This window comes from Marinobacter sp. MIT930201, from assembly GCF_047122665.1.
In the GTDB taxonomy this organism is placed as follows: Bacteria; Pseudomonadota; Gammaproteobacteria; order Pseudomonadales; family Oleiphilaceae; genus Marinobacter; species Marinobacter salarius.
The window spans coordinates 2,658,483-2,677,349 of sequence record NZ_CP138916.1 but is presented as its reverse complement, the minus strand read 5'-3'; the positions used below and the strand labels follow the sequence as shown (position 1 = coordinate 2,677,349).

Below are 18,867 nucleotides of genomic sequence, written 5' to 3'. Positions count from 1 at the left end.
CCACAACCGGCGCCCTTTACCCCGAAAAGGGCCCGGAACTGATTCAGGGGCAGCTGTAATGCAACACAACTGGTCAAAGTACCTGCGATGGATTATCACGCTCCTGATAGCCTGCACGGCCGTCGGGCTTTTCTTTGGCGAGCCCCTCTACGGGCTGACGGCAGGGCTGCTGGCTTACCTGTGGTGGACTCTGGCCCAGGCCAAACGTCTGTACCATTGGCTCGGCAATCCCAGCGGCAGTGACGAAGCCCCTCAGAGTGTTGGTCTCTGGGGCGACATCTTCGACGGCCTACACAGGCTTCACCAGAACCACCTACGCACCCAGGACAAACTTCGCGCCCAGATCAACCGGGTCCAGGAGTCCACCAATGCCATGCGCGATGGTGTGATCATGACCGACTCGCGGGGCGCCATGGAGTGGTGGAACGGCTCAGCGGAGCATCTTCTGGGCTTTCGTCGCAGTTCGGACCGCGGGCAGTTTATTCACAACCTGATCCGCAACCCCGCGTTCAAGGCCTACTTCGACTCCCGCGACTACCGGGAACCATTGGAACTGAACTCACCCGCGAAACCGCACATTCACCTGCAAATCCAGATCAGCCTGTTTGGCGACGACGACCGCCTGATTGTGGCCAAGGACGTAACCCGCCTGTACCAGCTTGAACAGATGCGACGGGATTTCGTTGGCAACGTCTCCCATGAGATGAGAACACCCCTGACGGTGATCAGCGGCTACCTGGAAACCCTGGTGGACAACGCCGACGACCTGCCGCCCAAATGGCGGCGCGCCATCAACACCATGGCGCAGCAGTCCTCGCGCATGGAAGCGTTGATTACCGACCTGATATTGCTGTCCAGAATTGAAACCGGCGAGCAAACCATCAACGATGCGGTCACGGATTTACAGGCGATGATCCAGCAGATCTGCCACGACGCCAAGGCCCTCAGCGGCGACCAGGGCCACGAATTCAACGTCAGCATTGGCGATCGCCATCTGCTGAGGGGCGACGAAAGCCAACTGCGCAGCGCCTTCTCCAACCTGATTTTCAACGCCGTGAAGTACACACCTGCCGGTGGACTCATCACCATCATCTGGAAAACAGACCGCGACGGCGGGCATCTGTCAGTGAAAGATACCGGTATCGGTATAGACCCGGTTCATATCCCACGGCTTACCGAGCGGTTCTATCGCGCCGACCCCAGCCGACACAAGGAGACCGGTGGCACCGGCCTGGGGCTGGCGATCGTCAAGCATGTATTGCTCAACCATGACGGTAACCTGGAAATTCGAAGCCGGATTGGCGACGGCAGCGAATTCATCTGCCACTTCCCCCGGGAACGATTGGCGGAAAGGCTTCCTGAGACCGCGTCCTGATTGGGATAGCTTTCGTGGCTAACCGCCGCTGCGGAAACGGGCGATAAAACGGGACAGGTCTTCCAGCTTTTTCGGGTCTTCGTCCACAAATCGGATGGTCACGCCCACAAAATCCGTGTCCTGGCGTTTGTCCACCGCCTGCAACTGGTGGACGTAACCATTAAGCCGCGCTACCTGCCCTTCGGCCACTTCGATATCCACCACAGCCTGATCAAGGATGCCCGGAAACTGCTGGTCCCGCTTGGCGATCACACGCACTTCCGTGAGGGTGATGTCCTTGACGACTGAGCGCAGAGTGCTGTCTGAAAAACGCACCGACGCCACGCTCATTGGCGGCCTGGCTGTCGACCCGGAGGCAGAGGACGTGGACGACTTGCTGGCACGGACTGGTGCCGGAGAAGCAGCTTCCCGCTTCTGGGTCAGCAGGCTGGCGGATTCGCGAAACGCTTCCGCCGGCCCGGCCATGGACTTCCCGCCGCGATCCATGGCGTCCTTGAGGCGGCGCCCCATCACCTTGATGATCTTATTGCTCAGGCCCTCGGGGCTGAAGGGTTTCCCCAGATACTCAGAGACTCCCCCCTTGACGGCTTCAACCACATGATCCTTGTCACCACGGCTGGTGATCATGATGAAGGGCGTTTTTTCATACTGCGGCTGTTGGCGCATCCACTGCAACAGCTCCAGACCCGACATCTCCGGCATTTCCCAGTCACAGAGGATGAGATCAAACGTTGTGCGCGACATCAGTGATTGCGCCCGGCGGCCGTTCTGGGCATCCGTGGTGTCAATCACTGGAAAACGCTGACGCACCGTTCGCTTGACCAGATCCCTCACAAAGCTGGCGTCATCCACCACCAGCGCCTTCAGCGTTGCCATTTTCGGACCTTTTGTCTTTCAGAAAGTTGTCGTATCGTTCTGCAAACTATAGAACAAGCCGATGGCGGGGAATAGCGGGACTACAAAAAGACGACACATCCGATGCGGTGTGGAACACCAGGTTAAAGAATTGTCACCGGAATCCGGTAACAACAGTGTTTCAGGGCCACAAAAACAGGCTACCATGAGCCAGAAACATCCACTCCAGACCGAGGTTTAGCGTGCCGAGCATATTCACAGGGACATCAAAGAGCCAACGGACGATTCGACACCTTTCACTCAGCGGATTGTTCGTCCTGAGCAGTGCGTCCGTGTCCGCGGCCGCTGACGCCGACCTGGAAAACCGTTTCCCCCAGTGCATCGAACACCTGGAAAGCCAGGCCATCGAGGCGGGTGTGTCATCACAAACGGCGGGCGAAGTGCTGGCAGGCGCAGAATACCTGGAGCGAGTGATAGAGCTCGACCGCCGCCAGCCCGAATTCACCACCACCTTCGCGGACTACCTTAACCGCAGGGTCAACTCCGACCGGGTAAGCCGCGGGCGGGAGTTGCTGGACCAACACGAAGCACTGCTTGAACGCGTCACCCGGAAAACCGGCGTGCCCGCCCCCTATCTCGTGGCGTTCTGGGGCCTGGAAACCAACTTCGGTTCCTACTTTGGCAAGATGTCGGTGCCCAGCTCCCTCGCCACCCTGGCGTGCGACGAACGGCGCAGCCAATTCTTTACCGAACAGTTGATTGCAGCCCTGAGAATCATTGACGAGGGCGCGATACCCGCCGAGCAGATGGAGGGCTCCTGGGCAGGCGCCATGGGGCATGTGCAGTTCATGCCAACCGTCTTCCTGCGCCATGCGGTGGATGGCGACGGCGATGGCAAGCGCGACCTGTGGAACAGCCTGCCGGACGCGATGATGTCAGCCGGCCACTTTCTGCAGGATCTCGGCTGGGATGGCGACTACCGCTGGGGGCGGGAGGTTCTTCTGCCCCAGGGGTTCGATTACAGCCTGGCGGACGGCCGCAGACTACCCCTGGAAAAATGGCGCACCCTGGGCGTAACCGACGCCTTCGGCAATAAACTGGCGAACGAACCCATCGAAGCCGCGCTGGTGGTCCCGGCCGGGCACCGGGGGCCTGCATTCCTGGCCTACAAGAATTTTAATGTGATCATGGGCTGGAACCGCTCTGAATTCTACGCTATCGCGGTTGGACATCTGGCGGACCGCATCGCCGGTGCCGGTAAACTGCAGAACCCGCCACCGGAGGATATGCCAGCGTTGTCACGGAACAACATCCTTACCCTGCAAAAAGCGTTGAACGAGCAGGGATTTGATACCGGGAAACCGGACGGCATCCTTGGCCCCAACACGCGGTCGGCTATTCGCGGCTACCAGTCAAAAAATGGCCTCGTTGCCGACGGCTATCCCGGCGACACGGTTCTCAATGCCTTGGGGGTAGACCTGACGCCTGAAACGTCCGGGAGTGATACCTGACAGCCATCTGCCGACCATCTGGGGCGTGATCCGACAACCGATTCCGCGCATAATACCTGCCGGACTTAAATGACAAGGTGTTATCCCGATGGATTCGATTACCCAGGCGGCACTGGGCGCCTCGCTGGCCGGTGCCGTTGCCGGAAAAACCCTTGGCCGTTCAGCCCTGCTGGTCGGTGCCGTTCTCGGCACCCTTCCCGATCTGGACGTCATCATTGATTACGGCACGGCGGTCGCCAACTTCACCCAGCACCGCGGATTCAGCCACTCGCTGTTTGTCCTGCTGCCGCTGTCCGTATTGCTGGCCTTTGCACTCCATCGGTGGCGCCCCCATCTCGGCTACGGGCGTTGGTTTGCCCTCACCGCGCTTGTGCTTATGACGCACCCCCTGCTTGATGCCTTTACCACCTACGGAACCCAGTTGTTCTGGCCTATCGGCCCACCGGTGGCCATCAGCAGCATTTTCATCATCGACCCGCTTTATACCCTGCCGTTACTGATCGGCATCACGGCGTTCCTCATCCGCGGGCCACAAACCAGCGCCATCATGGCCGGCCTGCTCCTTTCAACGCTTTATCTGGGGTGGAGCGCAACGGCGCAACAAATCATCCAGGAACGGGTTGGCCCCACGCTGGCCAAGGAAGGCCTGGAAGAGGCCCCACGGCTGGTTCAGCCAATGCCTTTCAATACCGTACTGTGGCGAGTGACCGTTGTGGGTGAGGAAAAACGAGTGGAAATCGTGACCGGATTCTTCGATGGCGACGGCCCCGTTACGGTGGAACACTTTCCCCGCGAACCCAGCCTGGCAAAGGCCGCCACGTCATTACCAGAAGGCCAGCGACTGGACTGGTTTACGCGTGGTTTCCTGCACTACGACATGGACGGCGACCAGCTCACGGCCACCGATATCCGCCTGGGCATCCCCGGGGCGCATCCCTTCACCTTCATACTCGCCAAGTACCATGGCGACCGTCTTGAGCCAGAGCCCAGTTCACAGCTGGAGCGTCCGGCGATTGGCGGGGAGCTCCTCGGCGTGCTCTGGTCGCGAATGACGGGTTCTGCGGAGGTACTGTGCCTTGCCAGCCTAACGCTGCCGCCGCCAGGAGAAGGGTGTACCTGAGCATGCGCCTGGATTATTTCGTTGCCAACGCGACCACCCTGTCGCGCCGCGATGCGAAAAAAACCATCAGTTCAGGCCGAATCCGGGTGGACGGGCAGATCTGTCGCAAATCCTCTTCTCCGGTGGCCGCAGACACCCGGGTTTCCCTCGATGACCAGCCGCTGTCACTGCCAGGAGAGCGGTACCTGATGCTGCACAAGCCTGCCGGTGTCATCAGTGCCACCACCGACAGTCAGCAGCCCACGGCGCTGGACCTGCTGCCCGCAGATGTCCGCCACGGGCTCCACATCGCCGGGCGGCTGGACGCCGACACCACCGGGCTCCTGCTGCTGACCACCGATGGCCAATGGTCACACCGCATCACATCGCCCCGGGTGAAATGCCCCAAGACCTACCGGGTGACGCTCGCCGAACCCATTGATGACCTCGCCATCACGCAACTGCAACAGGGTGTATTACTGCACGGTGAGTCGCGGCCAACCAGACCTGCCGATGTCCATTTACTCAATGCCGGGGAAATTGACCTGACGTTGTCGGAAGGGCGTTACCACCAGGTCAAACGAATGCTGGCGGCGGTGGGTAACCATGTGACGGGATTGCACCGATGGCGTGTCGGCCCCCTCGTACTCGACAACTCACTGGCGCCGGGAGAATACCGGGAACTAACCACGGAGGAAGTGAACAGCCTGGGCTGATCAGGTGCGTTCGAAGCGCTGGGCCTTCAGGTTTTTGCGCACGGAACCTGCCTCGAACACCTCGCCGTTCATGGCGATATAAACCCCGTGAGGCAATAGCTGGACCGCCGCCCATGCATAGCCGATATTGAAAACCGCGTCACTCCGGCGCATACGTGCCGGCTGCATGGCGCCAAACAACACAATGGTTTTCCCTTTCACCGACAGCAGCTCTCTGGCGGTTTCCGGCATGGTATCGGTACCGTGGGTGATCAGTATGCGCTCGGCGTTACACTGACTGACGGCGGTTCTGATGACCTCCCGGTCGCCGTCCGTGATTTCCAGACTGTCCTTGCGCAGTAACCCGTGCAGGGTATAGCCGTCATGGATGTTGGACTCCGCCAACAGCTCCGCAATCAGACTATCGCCAATCTCAAACTCGCTGTTGGCATCGAAATACACCTTGTCGATGGTGCCACCGGTGGTGAATATCTCAATCATACGCTGCGTTCCCGATTCGCCAGAGGTCAGTTCACGCTCACGGATGCGCCATCCGAAGCGGCATAAGCTGCGTTCTTTTTCCGCTCATACGCACGCGCGGCCGCAGCAACACTGCCACCGGCGCCGGTGGTCAGCCATCGTTTGATCCGGCCCGCATCCCCCATCGGTGAACGGGTGCCCAGAGAATCAAGCAGCACCGTTACCAACGGCTTGCCATCCAGTTCAAACAGCATAACGAGGCAACGGCCAGCTTCGGACAGATAGCCCGTTTTACTGATCCCCACGCCCCAACTGTCACGATGAACCAGGACATTGGTATTCCCGAACGCCAGTCGATATCTGGGTTGGCGGAACTGGGCGGTGAAATAGCGGGTGGTGGAATACTCCCGTATCTGTGGGTATTGGCTGGCCGCCCTGACCAGGCGAACCAGATCCGCCGCGGTGGAACGATTGTCAACCGACAATCCAGTGGGATCCACGAAGGTTGTTTTCAGCATTCCCAACTCAACGGCCTTGGCATTCATCGCTTCGATAAAGGCGTCATACCCACCGGGATGGTGTCTTGCCAGGGTATGGGCCGCAAAATTCTCTGACGACATCAGTGCAATACGCAGTACGTCAGAGCGTCTGAGCTCGGAGCTCACACGAATACGGGTATAGGCATTCGCCGGAGCGGGAACATGGCGCTCCCGGAAGTCCAGCCATTCGGTCAGGGGCTCGCCGGACTCCATCACCACCAGCGCAGTCATCAATTTGGTGATGGACGCGATGGGCACCCGCCGATCCGCATTCTTGCCGTAAACCAGCCCCTCATCGTCGGCATAGGCCACAGCTGCGTTAACGGATGCCAATTGCAACTCGGACCTCTCGATCGCCATCGCCCGGGAAACGTTGAGCAAACACAGGACTGTCAGCGCCAGGACAATGGCCGTTCGGATCATTGGTCAAACCTTGTTATGTGTCATTACGGTGTCAGCCTTTCACTATACCAGCCAAATTGGCGGCTGGCTCCGGGTAGGCCAGGGTAAAAGTATTAACGGGATCGGACACAGAATTCATTCAGGCGTTTAAAACATCAAATGCAAAACCGTATAAAATCGCGTAAAATTACATTGAAATCATATTGTTACACAATATTTCACAAGGTAACCATAGTGTAACAAGCCCTCCGGGAAACGAGCAGGACAACCAAGCGAATGGATTCAACCGGACCCGAAACGACGCAGAAAATCGCCAGTACGCCCCTGCCCTTTGATGCGAGCAATGGCTTCTACCGCTGGCTACCCCTGATCGTGTTGATCTTTGCCATTGCCTACGGATGGCTGCTTGCGTCGCTGACTCCCCAGGCACTGGGCAGCGTCCACTGGTTATCGAGCCTGGAAACGGGTTTGCCTCAGGACCTGATGGCGTTGGTACGGCAAGTATTTATCGGCGGGATTCTGGCGTTTGCACTGCTGTTCAACCTGGCAGTTGTGTTTATGCTACAGCGGCCCGGCCTCGCGTGGCTCAGTGTGTTCATGGCCGGTGTCCTGCACTGCCAATTGGTTCTGGAACAGTTTGGCCTTTGGTTTATCTGGCCCGACCAGCCGCAGTACAACGCATTGCTGCACATCAGTCTGCCGCTGTGCCTGATCGCACTGTGTGAATTCACGCCGCACTTCCTGCCGCTGGGCCGTCGTTCCCGGCGAATCATTCACGTCATCAGTCTGCTGGCTTTCCTGCATCTACTGGCGACGCCGGTGAACATTCCGGGTGTTGGCGAAGCGTCTTTCCTCGGCCTGGCCCTCGCTGGTGGCGCGTTTATCCTGCTGGTGGTTCTGAGCCAGATTCGTCAGCACGTCCTTGCACGCTATTATGGGCTTGCCTTCCTCGCCATACTGGTCGGGGCCGTGATCTCTTTTTTACATACAACGGGTTGGGCGCCGAGCACCAGCTTTGCGGAGTCCGCGTTCTTCCTTGGCGCTGCCGCAGGCTCGGTCATCCTGACAACCGGAGCCGCCAGCCTGCTCTCTTCCGCGGGGGCCGCATCAGCGAACGACAGCCGGGGACTCCCTGGGTACGACCCGGCCCTAACCGAGCGGCAAGACCAGCAACAACGGTTAATGCTGGAGGTGGAAAACGGACTCGCCCGCAACAGTATGTGGCTGGAATACCAGCCCAAAGTGCGCATTCGAGACGCCAAAGTTCGTTCGGTGGAAGCCCTGATACGCTGGCATCACCCGGAGTTCGGGTATGTACCACCAGACCAGTGGATTCCCCAGGCCGAACAGGTGGGGGTGATCTATCCTGTGACGCTTTGGGTCATTGAACGGGCCTGCAGCGAATACCCCCACCTGACAGCCCGCTACGGCGACGAGCTGGCCATCGCCGTCAACATTTCCGCCACGGACCTGACTCATGCTGGCTTCGAGGAGAAGGTAACCAACATCATCACCCGTCACAACATTCAGGCGAAAGACCTGATACTGGAGATTACGGAAACCGCGATGATGACCGATCCAGAGGCTTCCCGCCGTATGATTCACACCCTGAACCGAAAAGGGTTCCGAATTGCCATGGACGATTTCGGGACCGGCCATTCATCACTGGGCACACTGGCAAGCTTTGAACTGGATGAGCTCAAGATAGATCGCAGTTTCCTGAAAGACATTCTCGACCACCCTACGCGCCAGCGAATCTTCCGTGCGACCCTCGAGCTGGGTGAAGCACTGGACCTGGATGTGGTGGTTGAAGGTGTTGAAGATGAGGCCGTGGTGCGCTGGTTACAGCAATTCCCGGACCTCTACGGGCAGGGCTTTTTTTGGGGCAAGCCTGAACCGGCCTGCCCCTGACGCACTCAGGGCTTGTCCGTCACTGCGCCTTCCGAGGCGGAGCTTACGGTACGCGCGTACTTGGCCAGCACCCCGCGGGTAAACCTGGGAGCCGGTGCCGTCCATGCCTGTCGGCGGCGTTCCATTTCCTGCTCCGAAACATCCAGCTCAATACGGTTAGCCACCGCATCAATGGTGATGGTGTCACCATTTTCCACCAGCGCAATCGGGCCCCCTTCGGCGGCTTCCGGTGTAATATGACCAACCACGAAACCGTGGCTGCCACCGGAAAAACGCCCATCGGTAATCAACGCCACATCGCTGCCCAGGCCCTTGCCCATGATGGCCGAGGTAGGCGTCAGCATTTCCCGCATGCCCGGGCCGCCTTTGGGCCCCTCAAACCGGATCACCAACACATCCCCGGCCACAACAGTGCCGTCCATGATCCGCTCCTGGGCCTCTTCCTCAGACTGGAACACCCGTGCACGACCAGTGAAATGAGTGCCCTCCTTGCCGGTGATCTTGGCCACCGCACCAGTGGGCGCCAGGTTGCCGTAAAGGATACGCAGATGACTATCCGCCTTGATGGGATCATCAAAGGCATGAATGATGTCCTGGCTTGCCGGGTACGGAGCCACGTCTTTCAGGTTGTCCGCCAGTGTCTGGCCGGTGACCGTCATGCAGTCGCCATGGAGCATGCCACGGTCGAGCAACATCTTCATCAATGGCTGGATACCGCCAATGGCCACCAGTTCTGACATCATGTAGTGACCGCTGGGGCGCAGGTCCGCCAGCACAGGAACCCGCTTGCCGATTTCCACGAAGTCATCCAGCGACAAGTCAACGCCAACGGTACTGGCCATGGCAATAAGGTGCAGCACCGCGTTGGTGGAGCCACCCAGGGCAATCACCACGGTGATGGCATTCTCGAACGCCTCACGGGTCATGATGTCCGATGGCTTCAGGTCTTTCTCCAGCAGGTTGAGCACCGCCGCGCCCGCCGCCCTGCAGTCTGCCGCCTTGGTCTCGGAAATAGCGTTCTGGGCAGAACTGCCCGGCAGGCTCATGCCCATGGCTTCGATCGCCGAGGCCATGGTGTTGGCGGTGTACATCCCGCCGCAGGAGCCTGGGCCCGGAATCGCGGTTTCCTCGATCTGTTTGACCTCAATCAGGTCCAGATCACCTCGGGCATGGGCACCCACCGCCTCGAACACAGAGATGATGTCGGTGTGATTCTCGCCGGGCATGATGGTGCCGCCATAGACAAATACCGACGGCCGGTTCAGCCGCGCCAGACCCATCATGCAGCCGGGCATGTTCTTGTCGCAGCCGCCGATGGCAACCAGGCCATCAAAACCTTCACAACCAGCCACGGTTTCAATGGAGTCGGCAATGACTTCCCGCGACACCAGAGAGTACTTCATACCCTCGGTGCCGTTGGCGATGCCGTCCGATACCGTGATGGTGTTGAACGTCAGGCTCTTGCCCCCGGCCTCGTCGGCACCAGCAGCGGATTCCTCCGCCAGTTGGTTGATGTGCATATTGCAGGGCGTCAGGTTGCTCCAGGTCGAGGCAATACCGATCTGGGGTTTGCGAAAATCTTCATCGGTAAACCCCACGGCCCGCAACATGGCGCGGCTTGCCGACTTGCCCAGGCCGTCGACCACGGGCGCGGAATAACGGCGGCGTTTGTCTTCTGTCATTACTGTGCTCTCCTGAATGTCCGGTTAGCCCGGCCTTGTTTCTGTCATTAACAAAAGACTGTCAGAAACGCCCGGCGACAGCAATACAACGCCCCAGGCAATACCTTACGCCCTTCTGCTCAGAAGCATCAGTGAACCTTTGCCAGTCGCTCACGGTTATCGGAAATAGCGATTTGCCTTGTGCAGGGTCAGGGCTTACTATCACGCACCTTTTTGGTGCAAATGATTCAGGTTAACGAGAGAGCAATGGGACGCAGAAACGAACGACTGCGCTGGCAGTTAGCCAGTGGTCTGCTAAAGGTGTTTCATCTTGAACAGCTGACGAACCGATACAGCCGCCGAACTGTAATGGCGGGGTTTAGCCTGATCAACGGCACACTGAGTATCGCGCTTGTTTCCTTTATCGCACTGGTTACTCAGGAAGCCTTCATATTCCCGTCGCTGGGCGCCACGGCGTTTATACTGTTCCACGTTCCGCTCGCGGAACCGGCCTCTCCGCGCAATACCTTTTGCGGCCACCTCATCGGTGCGTTGATGGGGCTGTTCAGTCTTCATATTTTTGGTCTACAGGACCAGGCCTCCGCATTTTTACACGGAGTCGATCTGCCAAGGGTCGGCGCTTCGGCTTTATCCCTCGGCCTGACCGGCTGCCTGATGGTACTATTCCGTGTCGTGCATCCGCCGGCCGGAGCCACTGCGCTTATCGTATCACTCGGCCTGATGCCTGATCCGGCACAACTGCCCGTCCTGATGGCTGGCGTTTGCCTGCTTCTGGCACACGCTTATTGCATGAACAGGCTGTCGGGCATTCCCTATCCGGTTTGGTCTGCAACGAAATCCACCCCATCGACTGGAGCAGTATCGAGTCCATGAGAATCATCATCCGCTATTTTTTCCGTACCCTTCGGCTGATCCTGACCCCCTTCATGCTGATCAGCGAGAAGTTGAGCACACCCAAGGGCATCACGCGCACGCCTGACGCACAGGCAAAGGTGGACAGTGCCTGCGAAGACCTCGCGCTTTACCAGTTTACGGCTTGCCCGTTCTGCATCAAGGTCCGTAAGGAAATTGCGCGCCTGGGCCTCAATATCGAAACCCGTGACGCACAGCATGACAGCGAACGCCGCTCCGAGCTGGAAGCTGGCGGCGGTCACGTCAAGGTGCCTTGCCTGCGGATCCGGCAGGATGACGGCAAGGATCAGTGGCTGTACGAATCCGACGACATCAAGCTATGGCTGCAGCGGCAATTCGAACCCGCTGCCTGAATCGTTCGGCAGCGGGTTTACAGATCCCGTCAACCAAGCGTTACCAGTGAACGGTTGCCCGGCCCCGGCAAGGTCTGCCGGGCAGCATTGCGACCACTGACAATCTCGTAGTTACGGTCTTTGACGGTGCTGACGAAGCGCCAGTCCGCCCTCGCCTCATCGGGCGTAAATGTCACCAGCATATAGCCCCGCTGGTTCACGTTCAGGTAGTCGAGATCGTCCACCAGAAGCTCTATAGCCGCCTCGGCATCGGGTATGGTCGCTTCGGGCAACTGGAGATAGTCTTCAAGACCGGGGGAAGAAACCCCCGGCGTGGCGAACTCCACACCCACCTGGTCACCATTGCCGGTTTTCAGGTTGCTGGCCCAGGCGTTGTGAGTATCCCCGGCCAGTACCACGAGATTCTTTTGTAGTTGCCTCGCCGTTTCCAGGATCACTTCCCGTTCCACGTAGTAGCCGTCCCAGGCGTCCAGGTTGTAGGGCAGCACGGTTTCGATCCGGGCGATTTCCTCGGCGGTCAACGAGGGATCTCCAGCCAGGTAGCGGCCCTTGAGGCCGGCCAGTTCCGCGAACAGGGGCAACAACACAGACGGGTCAGGATTGATGATGCCCGCCAGCAGCTCCGCAGGCAGCGTCATCCGTCCCATCAACACCTGCTGCCCCAGCACCTGCCAGGTGGCAGTCGAGGTTGCCAGCGCGTTCTCAAGCCAAAGCCGCTGTTCCGCACCCAGCATGGTGCGGTTCGGGTCGCCTACATCTGCGGCAAACCGGGCCGCGTCAATGCCATCCTGGGTCAGGTAATCAGCGTAGGCCAGTTGTTCGTCGCGGCCGATGATCCGTGTATCCAGCATGTGCAGGTCCACCAGGTCGCCAAAGCGGAAGCTGCGGGAGATGGTTTCCTGGTCTCCGTCCGTGACCGGCCGGATCGGCATCCATTCAAAGTAGGCACGCAGTGCATCGAGTTTACGGTCACTGAAATCACCCTCATCGGCGTTGTGGTTCTCAGCACCGTTCCTCCAGGTGTCGTTGGCTACTTCGTGGTCATCCCAGACAGTGATGAACGGCACCTTGCGGTGCAACTCCCTCAAATGATCATCGCCCCGGTAAATCGCGTAGCGATGGCGGTAATCCTCCAGGGTGATGAGCTCACGGTTATTCGACGCAGGGAACGTACGGCCCATGGCTTCTGCCTGCGCGGCGCCATAGCTATCCGGGTCGCTGTCGTACTCATAGAGATAATCCCCCAGATGCAGCACGGCATCCAGGTTATCCAGGCCCGCGATTTCCCGATACACGTTGAAGTAGCCGGCGGGGTAATTGGAGCAGGACACCACGGCAAACCTCACCTGGCTCACCGCACCCTCTGGAAGGGTCTGCGTCATGCCGGTCGGGGAGGTGCTTCTGGCGGTGCGGAAACGGTAGTAATAGCGCTGGCCGGGCATCAGACCCCGAACATCCACCTTGAATGTGTAATCGTGCTGAGCCGAGGCGCGCGAGCGGCCGGAATGAGTCATGCTCCGGAAGTCAGCGTCGGTAGAAACTTCCCAGGCGATGTCCACGTCCCGCCCGGAATCGTCGTCCGGTACGGCACGAGTCCAGAGGATCACGCCATCCTGCAGGGGGTCGCCACTGGCAACACCCTGGGAGAAGCGGATATCACGTTTGTCGCTGCTGTCGAGTATGCATCCGGCCAGCCCTGTGGATATGGCAACAGCGCCCATGCCCATAGCGGATGCTTTCAGGAAGTCCCTGCGGCTCAATCGTTTCATACCTTTCCCTGCCCTAGTTTAGTGGTCAGGTAAAAGGTAGCGCCAAAGTGTAACGACAGGATGACGGATGGCGACATCCTGAATAGCAAATCACGACAGGCCGGGCAAAGCCGCTACCCTTCGACGAAGACCGGCCCCAGGCCATAGTTCCAGAGGATGACGGAACCCACGCGGGTTGACACCAGAATGACCAGCGCCACGGTCAACAGGGCACCGGCGTACATCACCGCCTGGTCCTTGGGAATGCCCATGACAATCGGCAGGCCATCGTACATCAGCCAGGCGCCATAACAGGCCGCCGCCAGGAAGACCAGGGCATTGAACCAGGGCACCGGATAGAGCAACGCAAAACCGGCGAGGAACAGCGGCGTACAGGAATAAGCCGCCAACGCAATGCCATTGGAAGGAACGGTTTCTTCATGGGCGCCATATGTCCGAGCCATCCAGTTGATGGCGAACCCCAGGGCAAACACCCCCACCAGCATGGCCAGATAGGTCAGAACGCTTAGCTGTATCGCACTGACTTCCGTGAGCTTTATGACGCGCTCACCGCTCACCGTCCAACCGATGTGAGCCGTGGAAATGTAGGCACAGATCGGCGCTATCGCGCCAAGCAACAGCACATAGGCAACATAGAGCCGCCGGGGAGGTGCGTGTTCCTTGCGGATCTCGGCCCACTCGGCATCGGGATGGGTGAACAGACCAAATGCGTGATTCAGGAGCATGGCTTTACCCCCTTGAGGTAATTTTATTATTGGTTGAATGGATACGCCTCACGGGCCTGGAAAGATCAGGCCACGCTACCCTCAACTATAGCCTAGAAACGCAAGTGTTAAAGCCACCTTGTCTTTTATTGCCAATCACTTCCCGACAAAACCTTACGCTTTTCTCGGGTCAGTAGCGGCGACAAGCGGCTGATCACGATGCTGATCCCTGAACCCGAGCAGACTCTCAATGCCGGCAAAATCCACCAGGTCCCGGAACTCGATCCAGTCCACCAGACAATAGAGGCAGATGGCGGGGTAGTTCCATTGGGCGAATTGGCCATCGTCCACCATGGCCGCCAGGGTTCTGAACGTCATCATGATGCGTTCACGCTGGAGGTTGAAAAACATCAGGTCTTCGTTGGTATCGATGCCCGAACGGGCCGACAGCAGCAGGATCACCGCAGAATCGTTGGCAGCGTCAATCAGCGTCAGCTGGTTTTCCTGGTCCCAGGTCAACGGCACCATGCCCTGCTTTTCGCTGAGGTAGCGGGCAATTACCCGGGAATCGTACACCTCCTGATTGTCGTCGATCAGCATGGGAATCTTCAGCGCCGGGTTGTTGCGCCGGAGCTCATCCCTGCCCTGACCATAGATGTCGAGGTTCACGAATTCATAGTCACTATCATCCAGTAGCAGCCTGATACGGCGAACATAGGGGGAAGTGGTGGAACCGATCAGTTTCATGAAATCTCCTTGTTTGAATGACGTTGCTATCAGAGCAGGTTGTCAGGATCTGCAAATTCATAGCCGGTGGATTCCGCCACCTCGCGGAAAGTGACCTTGCCCTGGAACACGTTGAGGCCGTTGCGCAGATGGGGGTCGTCCTTCATCGCCCTTTCCGGTCCCTTGTTGGCCAGGGCGACGATAAACGGCAGTGTTACATTATTCAGCGCCAGAGTGGAGGTTCTTGCCACCGCGCCCGGCATATTGGCGACACAGTAGTGCACCACCCCATCCACAACGTAGGTAGGCGCATCGTGCGTGGTGGGTTTCGAAGTTTCAGTACAACCGCCCTGATCAATGGCTACATCCACGATAACACTGCCTTCGGGCATACGGCTGACCATATCACGGGTGACCAGCTTGGGTGCGGACGCTCCGGGAATCAGCACGCCGCCAATGACCAGATCCGACTCGATCACCGCTTCCTCCAGGGTCGCGGCGGTTGAGAACAACGTGCTGATGCGGTTGCCATAGAGATGGTCAAGATTTCTCAGTACGTCCATATTGCGGTCGAGGACCGTTACATGGGCCCCCAGGCCAATGGCCATAGCGACAGCGTTCTGACCCACCACACCACCGCCAATCACAGTTACCCGCGCAGGGCTCACACCCGGCACACCGCCCAGCAGCACACCTCGACCGCCGAGGGATTTTTCCAGGCAGTGGGCACCAGCCTGAATCGACATCCGCCCCGCCACTTCCGACATAGGGGCCAGTAGCGGCAGCCGCCCGTGGCTGTCGGTGACTGTTTCATAGGCAATACAGGTTGCCCCTGACGCTACCAGGTCATCGGTCTGGGCCTGATCCGGCGCAAGGTGCAGGTAGGTAAAGAGGGTCTGGCCGGACTTCAACAAGGCTCGCTCTTCCGCCTGGGGTTCCTTGACCTTGACGACCATGTCGGCTGCCTCGAACACCGCCGTTCCGTTTTCCAGAATCTCGGCCCCGGCCTTCACATAATCATCGTCCGTGAAGCCGATGGCAGCACCAGCATTCGTCTCAACGCAAACACTGTGGCCGTGGCCACACAGCTCATGGACCGCCGCCGGTGTCATTCCCACCCGGTACTCGTGATTCTTGATCTCCTTCGGTACGCCTATCTTCATGCCTGACCCCTTGAATCCGTCGGGTAAACGATGTCTCATCGGGTAAAGTGTAGTAAAAAGGTCTGACACCGGCAGTAGCAATTGAATGCATCGGTTTAATGGGCCTCGGCGTAAAACCCGAAGCAATCCACGCAATCGACCCAAACGGAGCAGGAACCAATGAACAGATACAGGCATGCCCTGGCGGCAGCGCCGCTCTCACTCGCAGTAGCCCTTACCCTGGCAAGTGGACAGGTGACAGCCGACATGCAGACAGAAACCGTGGAGTACACCGTAAACGGCAAAACGTTTACCGGCTACATGGCCTACGACGACGAAGCCGAAGGCAAGCGCCCAGGCGTTCTGGTGGTTCACGAATGGTGGGGGCACAATGAGTTTGCCCGTGAGCAGGCGGAAAAGCTGGCAGCCGCCGGCTACACGGCGTTTGCGCTGGATATGTATGGCTCCGGCAAACTCGCCGAACATCCCGAAGATGCGCAGGCCTTTATGAAGGAGGCGACCAAGGATATTGATCAGGTCAAGGCTCGCTTCATGGCCGCCAAGGAGTTGCTCGCGAAGCACGACAGTGTCGACGGCAGCAGGATTGCCGCCCAGGGTTATTGCTTTGGCGGTGCCGTGGTACTGAACATGGCACGCCTGGGTGTGGATCTGGATGCCGTAGTCAGCTATCACGGCGCGCTGGGCAGCCCCATCAAAGCCGAAGCCGGCAAGGTTCAGCCCAGGATTCACGTCTACACCGGTGGTGCGGACAAGATGGTGCCCTCGGATCAGGTGTCCGGTCTGGTGAAAGAAATGCAGGATGCCGGGGCCGATCTAACGCTGGTCAGTTTTCCCGGTGTCATGCACTCGTTCACCAATCCGGGAGCGGATAAGGTCGCCGAGGAATTCAATATGCCCATCGCCTACGACGAGCAGGCTGCAAAACGTTCCTGGGAGGGCACCCTGCGGCTCTACGAAGACGTTTTCGGCGACTGATCGTTGCCCTTCAGAGGGCACCTTCTATGGTGCCCTTCACTTCTTCCTGAACTTCCCTCACCTCACGTCCGGCGGTGGCTACCGGCGGATGAACAATAATCTCGATCAAACCTGGCGAGAATACCGCGGTTCCCTTGGGGAGTCGGTCATGGGAGCCTCGGATCGTCACCGGTAGAACGGGTAGTTCGCCGTCGCGGGCAATGACGAACCCGCCTTTCTTGAAGGGCAGCAGTTTGCCATCCCAGGATCGGGTGCCTTCGGGAAACATCAGGATGCTGGTGCCTTCGGGCAACTGGGCGACGCCGCGCTTGATACTTTCCAGCGCATCACTGCCTTTTGATCGGTCAATGAAAAGGTTACGCGAGGTCTCCAGCGCCAGGCCAAACAGTGGCACCTTACGCAGCTCTTTCTTGATCACCCAGCGGTATTGCAGCCCCAATGCCAACACCAGGGCCGGGGGATCAAAATAGGACGCATGGTTGCTGAGGATAACGTAGCGCTGGGCCGGGTCGATGTGCTCGCGTCCGCTGACTTCAAGGCGGATTCCGGTGAGTCTAAGCATGCACCAGGCGTATACCTGGGTGCCGTGAAAGGCGGCGTTGCCATTGCGGCCGGCAAGTGCGGCGATAACAATAGGCAGGAACAGGACCAGCGTGAGCAGTGCAGCCCAAAACAGGATCCAGACAGCTTTGAGGGTGTTCAACATAGCAGGCCCTGAGCAAACTAAGGTTGGGCGATCGCCCGACGGCAGGGGATAAAAGATGTCACATTCGGGTGGGAATCACAAAATCCACCCACAAAAAAAGGCAGCCGAGGCTGCCTTTCTGGCGGTGCCCTACTATCCGTTAGATAGCAGTAACGTTTTCCGCCTGAGGACCTTTCTGGCCCTGGGTAACGGTGAACTCAACCTGCTGGCCTTCTGCCAGGGTCTTGAAGCCGCTGCCCTGAATTGCGCTGTAGTGAACGAATACGTCCGGGCCGCCTTCACGAGTGATAAAGCCAAAGCCTTTTGCTTCGTTGAAGAACTTAACAGTGCCGGTAGTAGTAGACATACTTAAACTTCCTGAAATCAATCATTTTATCTTGCCGCCAGGCCATCGTCGTGATGCCTGATCAGCGTTTACGGAAATACAGAATTCGCGGAATCAAAAACAGGACGGTCACTACTAACTGCGGAGGTACGTCTTATTCATGAAAGCTTTACTGAATCTTTCCTACGCAAATAACTCTACTCTTTGTTTTTGGGATTGCCAAGCGTATTTTTAATTTATTCCGTACGTAGTGTTACCCATCATCCCCGGACCAGCCCGAAGGTGTAAATTCCCAGTGCTGTCATGAGGATAGAGCCAACAACATGGGCCAGAATTCCAGCCAGGGCCATGCTCCATTTGCCTTCCTGGATAGCGGAAAGCATTTCCAGGGAGAAGGTGGAGAAGGTGGTCAGGGCGCCGCAAAGGCCGGTAATGGCAAACAGGCGCCACTCCGGTGCCAACGAAGTGCCATGAACGAAATAGCCAATAAGCAGGCCAACAAGCCAGCCGCCGGAGAGGTTGGCGGCGAGGGTGCCGTAGGGAATGGCGTGGTAGCTGCTGTTGAGCCAAAGGCCCAGTGCCCATCTCAGGTTAGCACCGATGACGGCTCCGGCGCTTACGGCCAGGATTGATAGCCACATTCCCAAATTACCTCATGATTTGGTGTCTGCCGGATGTTGCCATC

19 protein-coding genes are annotated in these 18,867 nt (G+C 58.5%); 8 read left to right on the top strand and 11 right to left on the bottom strand.

The window, feature by feature from the left end; genetic code table 11:
* The first annotated feature begins 58 nt into the window (after positions 1 to 58).
* Positions 59 to 1,375, top strand: a complete 1,317-nt coding sequence (phoR, locus tag SIC19_RS12200) for a phosphate regulon sensor histidine kinase PhoR (RefSeq protein WP_041332498.1) — start codon at positions 59 to 61, stop codon at positions 1,373 to 1,375.
* An 18-nt stretch (positions 1,376 to 1,393) separates the two neighbouring features.
* On the opposite strand, the gene SIC19_RS12195 is transcribed toward phoR, so the two are convergent.
* Positions 1,394 to 2,251: a response regulator gene (locus SIC19_RS12195; protein ID WP_036210776.1), complete on the bottom strand. Its 858-nt coding sequence runs from the start codon at positions 2,249 to 2,251 to the stop codon at positions 1,394 to 1,396.
* Positions 2,252 to 2,538: 287 nt separating this feature from the next.
* Here SIC19_RS12195 and SIC19_RS12190 point away from each other — a divergent pair, with 287 nt between their 5' ends.
* From SIC19_RS12190 to SIC19_RS12180, 3 genes are all read left to right on the top strand, one after another.
* The gene (locus tag SIC19_RS12190; RefSeq protein ID WP_406565020.1) at positions 2,539 to 3,741 is read left to right on the top strand and encodes a lytic murein transglycosylase; all 1,203 of its coding nucleotides are present in this window, start codon (positions 2,539 to 2,541) and stop codon (positions 3,739 to 3,741) included.
* Positions 3,742 to 3,829: 88 nt separating this feature from the next.
* Positions 3,830 to 4,861, top strand: a complete 1,032-nt coding sequence (locus SIC19_RS12185) for a metal-dependent hydrolase (protein WP_127401919.1) — start codon at positions 3,830 to 3,832, stop codon at positions 4,859 to 4,861.
* Between the two features lie 2 nt (positions 4,862 to 4,863).
* Positions 4,864 to 5,556: a pseudouridine synthase gene (locus SIC19_RS12180; protein WP_127401920.1), complete on the top strand. Its 693-nt coding sequence runs from the start codon at positions 4,864 to 4,866 to the stop codon at positions 5,554 to 5,556.
* On the opposite strand, the gene SIC19_RS12175 is transcribed toward SIC19_RS12180, so the two are convergent.
* Together SIC19_RS12175 and pbpG are read right to left on the bottom strand one after the other, a co-directional pair.
* Positions 5,557 to 6,036 (bottom strand): asparaginase domain-containing protein, encoded by a 480-nt coding sequence (locus SIC19_RS12175; RefSeq protein WP_036210766.1) that lies wholly within the window; start codon positions 6,034 to 6,036, stop codon positions 5,557 to 5,559.
* Between the two features lie 26 nt (positions 6,037 to 6,062).
* Positions 6,063 to 6,977: a D-alanyl-D-alanine endopeptidase gene (pbpG, locus tag SIC19_RS12170; RefSeq protein WP_091642531.1), complete on the bottom strand. Its 915-nt coding sequence runs from the start codon at positions 6,975 to 6,977 to the stop codon at positions 6,063 to 6,065.
* Between the two features lie 255 nt (positions 6,978 to 7,232).
* Between pbpG and SIC19_RS12165 the strand changes: the two genes are divergently transcribed.
* Positions 7,233 to 8,867 (top strand): EAL domain-containing protein, encoded by a 1,635-nt coding sequence (locus tag SIC19_RS12165; protein WP_085678673.1) that lies wholly within the window; start codon positions 7,233 to 7,235, stop codon positions 8,865 to 8,867.
* Between the two features lie 5 nt (positions 8,868 to 8,872).
* Here SIC19_RS12165 and ilvD read toward each other — a convergent pair whose 3' ends face one another.
* Entirely contained in the window at positions 8,873 to 10,549 is a 1,677-nt protein-coding gene (ilvD, locus tag SIC19_RS12160; protein ID WP_041332496.1) for a dihydroxy-acid dehydratase, read from the bottom strand.
* Positions 10,550 to 10,795: 246 nt separating this feature from the next.
* Between ilvD and SIC19_RS12155 the strand changes: the two genes are divergently transcribed.
* Both SIC19_RS12155 and SIC19_RS12150 read left to right on the top strand, forming a co-directional pair.
* The gene (locus SIC19_RS12155) at positions 10,796 to 11,422 is read left to right on the top strand and encodes an HPP family protein (protein WP_007154975.1); all 627 of its coding nucleotides are present in this window, start codon (positions 10,796 to 10,798) and stop codon (positions 11,420 to 11,422) included.
* On the top strand, positions 11,419 to 11,814 hold the full coding sequence (locus SIC19_RS12150; protein ID WP_127401921.1) for a glutaredoxin family protein: 396 nt from the start codon (positions 11,419 to 11,421) through the stop codon (positions 11,812 to 11,814). The genes SIC19_RS12155 and SIC19_RS12150 overlap by 4 nt, the downstream gene beginning before the upstream one ends.
* Before the next feature lie 29 nt (positions 11,815 to 11,843).
* On the opposite strand, the gene SIC19_RS12145 is transcribed toward SIC19_RS12150, so the two are convergent.
* The 4 genes from SIC19_RS12145 to ald all read right to left on the bottom strand — a co-directional run bounded on the left by SIC19_RS12145 (position 11,844) and on the right by ald (position 16,176).
* Complete coding sequence (locus SIC19_RS12145) at positions 11,844 to 13,583, bottom strand: alkaline phosphatase D family protein (RefSeq protein ID WP_127401922.1); 1,740 nt, start codon at positions 13,581 to 13,583, stop codon at positions 11,844 to 11,846.
* Between the two features lie 113 nt (positions 13,584 to 13,696).
* Positions 13,697 to 14,308, bottom strand: coding sequence for a Yip1 family protein (locus SIC19_RS12140; protein WP_036210751.1), 612 nt, complete (start codon positions 14,306 to 14,308; stop codon positions 13,697 to 13,699).
* 153 nt (positions 14,309 to 14,461) lie between these two features.
* Positions 14,462 to 15,034, bottom strand: a complete 573-nt coding sequence (locus SIC19_RS12135) for a glutathione S-transferase family protein (RefSeq protein ID WP_036210748.1) — start codon at positions 15,032 to 15,034, stop codon at positions 14,462 to 14,464.
* A 29-nt stretch (positions 15,035 to 15,063) separates the two neighbouring features.
* A complete protein-coding gene (ald, locus tag SIC19_RS12130; RefSeq protein ID WP_041332494.1) occupies positions 15,064 to 16,176 on the bottom strand; it encodes an alanine dehydrogenase in 1,113 nt (370 codons plus the stop codon).
* A 159-nt stretch (positions 16,177 to 16,335) separates the two neighbouring features.
* On the opposite strand from ald, the gene SIC19_RS12125 reads away from it, so the two are divergent.
* Positions 16,336 to 17,151, top strand: coding sequence for a dienelactone hydrolase family protein (locus SIC19_RS12125; RefSeq protein ID WP_085678667.1), 816 nt, complete (start codon positions 16,336 to 16,338; stop codon positions 17,149 to 17,151).
* Between the two features lie 10 nt (positions 17,152 to 17,161).
* On the opposite strand, the gene SIC19_RS12120 is transcribed toward SIC19_RS12125, so the two are convergent.
* The 3 genes from SIC19_RS12120 to crcB all read right to left on the bottom strand — a co-directional run bounded on the left by SIC19_RS12120 (position 17,162) and on the right by crcB (position 18,823).
* On the bottom strand, positions 17,162 to 17,857 hold the full coding sequence (locus tag SIC19_RS12120; RefSeq protein ID WP_127401923.1) for a lysophospholipid acyltransferase family protein: 696 nt from the start codon (positions 17,855 to 17,857) through the stop codon (positions 17,162 to 17,164).
* Positions 17,858 to 17,996: 139 nt separating this feature from the next.
* Complete coding sequence (locus SIC19_RS12115; RefSeq protein ID WP_007154967.1) at positions 17,997 to 18,203, bottom strand: cold-shock protein; 207 nt, start codon at positions 18,201 to 18,203, stop codon at positions 17,997 to 17,999.
* A gap of 239 nt (positions 18,204 to 18,442) precedes the next feature.
* Positions 18,443 to 18,823: a fluoride efflux transporter CrcB gene (gene crcB / locus SIC19_RS12110; protein WP_036210736.1), complete on the bottom strand. Its 381-nt coding sequence runs from the start codon at positions 18,821 to 18,823 to the stop codon at positions 18,443 to 18,445.
* Positions 18,824 to 18,867 lie beyond the last annotated feature (44 nt).

Coding starts and splice junctions, on each gene's coding strand:
- SIC19_RS12145 (WP_127401922.1), bottom strand. CDS start 13,583: ATGAAACGATTGAGCCGCAGGGACTTCCTGAAAGCATCCGCTATGGGC.
- phoR (WP_041332498.1), top strand. CDS start 59: ATGCAACACAACTGGTCAAAGTACCTGCGATGGATTATCACGCTCCTG.
- SIC19_RS12165 (WP_085678673.1), top strand. CDS start 7,233: ATGGATTCAACCGGACCCGAAACGACGCAGAAAATCGCCAGTACGCCC.
- crcB (WP_036210736.1), bottom strand. CDS start 18,823: ATGTGGCTATCAATCCTGGCCGTAAGCGCCGGAGCCGTCATCGGTGCT.
- SIC19_RS12120 (WP_127401923.1), bottom strand. CDS start 17,857: ATGTTGAACACCCTCAAAGCTGTCTGGATCCTGTTTTGGGCTGCACTG.
- SIC19_RS12115 (WP_007154967.1), bottom strand. CDS start 18,203: ATGTCTACTACTACCGGCACTGTTAAGTTCTTCAACGAAGCAAAAGGC.
- ilvD (WP_041332496.1), bottom strand. CDS start 10,549: ATGACAGAAGACAAACGCCGCCGTTATTCCGCGCCCGTGGTCGACGGC.
- SIC19_RS12155 (WP_007154975.1), top strand. CDS start 10,796: ATGGGACGCAGAAACGAACGACTGCGCTGGCAGTTAGCCAGTGGTCTG.
- SIC19_RS12140 (WP_036210751.1), bottom strand. CDS start 14,308: ATGCTCCTGAATCACGCATTTGGTCTGTTCACCCATCCCGATGCCGAG.
- pbpG (WP_091642531.1), bottom strand. CDS start 6,977: ATGATCCGAACGGCCATTGTCCTGGCGCTGACAGTCCTGTGTTTGCTC.
- SIC19_RS12185 (WP_127401919.1), top strand. CDS start 3,830: ATGGATTCGATTACCCAGGCGGCACTGGGCGCCTCGCTGGCCGGTGCC.
- SIC19_RS12195 (WP_036210776.1), bottom strand. CDS start 2,251: ATGGCAACGCTGAAGGCGCTGGTGGTGGATGACGCCAGCTTTGTGAGG.
- SIC19_RS12175 (WP_036210766.1), bottom strand. CDS start 6,036: ATGATTGAGATATTCACCACCGGTGGCACCATCGACAAGGTGTATTTC.
- SIC19_RS12135 (WP_036210748.1), bottom strand. CDS start 15,034: ATGAAACTGATCGGTTCCACCACTTCCCCCTATGTTCGCCGTATCAGG.
- ald (WP_041332494.1), bottom strand. CDS start 16,176: ATGAAGATAGGCGTACCGAAGGAGATCAAGAATCACGAGTACCGGGTG.
- SIC19_RS12150 (WP_127401921.1), top strand. CDS start 11,419: ATGAGAATCATCATCCGCTATTTTTTCCGTACCCTTCGGCTGATCCTG.
- SIC19_RS12125 (WP_085678667.1), top strand. CDS start 16,336: ATGAACAGATACAGGCATGCCCTGGCGGCAGCGCCGCTCTCACTCGCA.
- SIC19_RS12180 (WP_127401920.1), top strand. CDS start 4,864: ATGCGCCTGGATTATTTCGTTGCCAACGCGACCACCCTGTCGCGCCGC.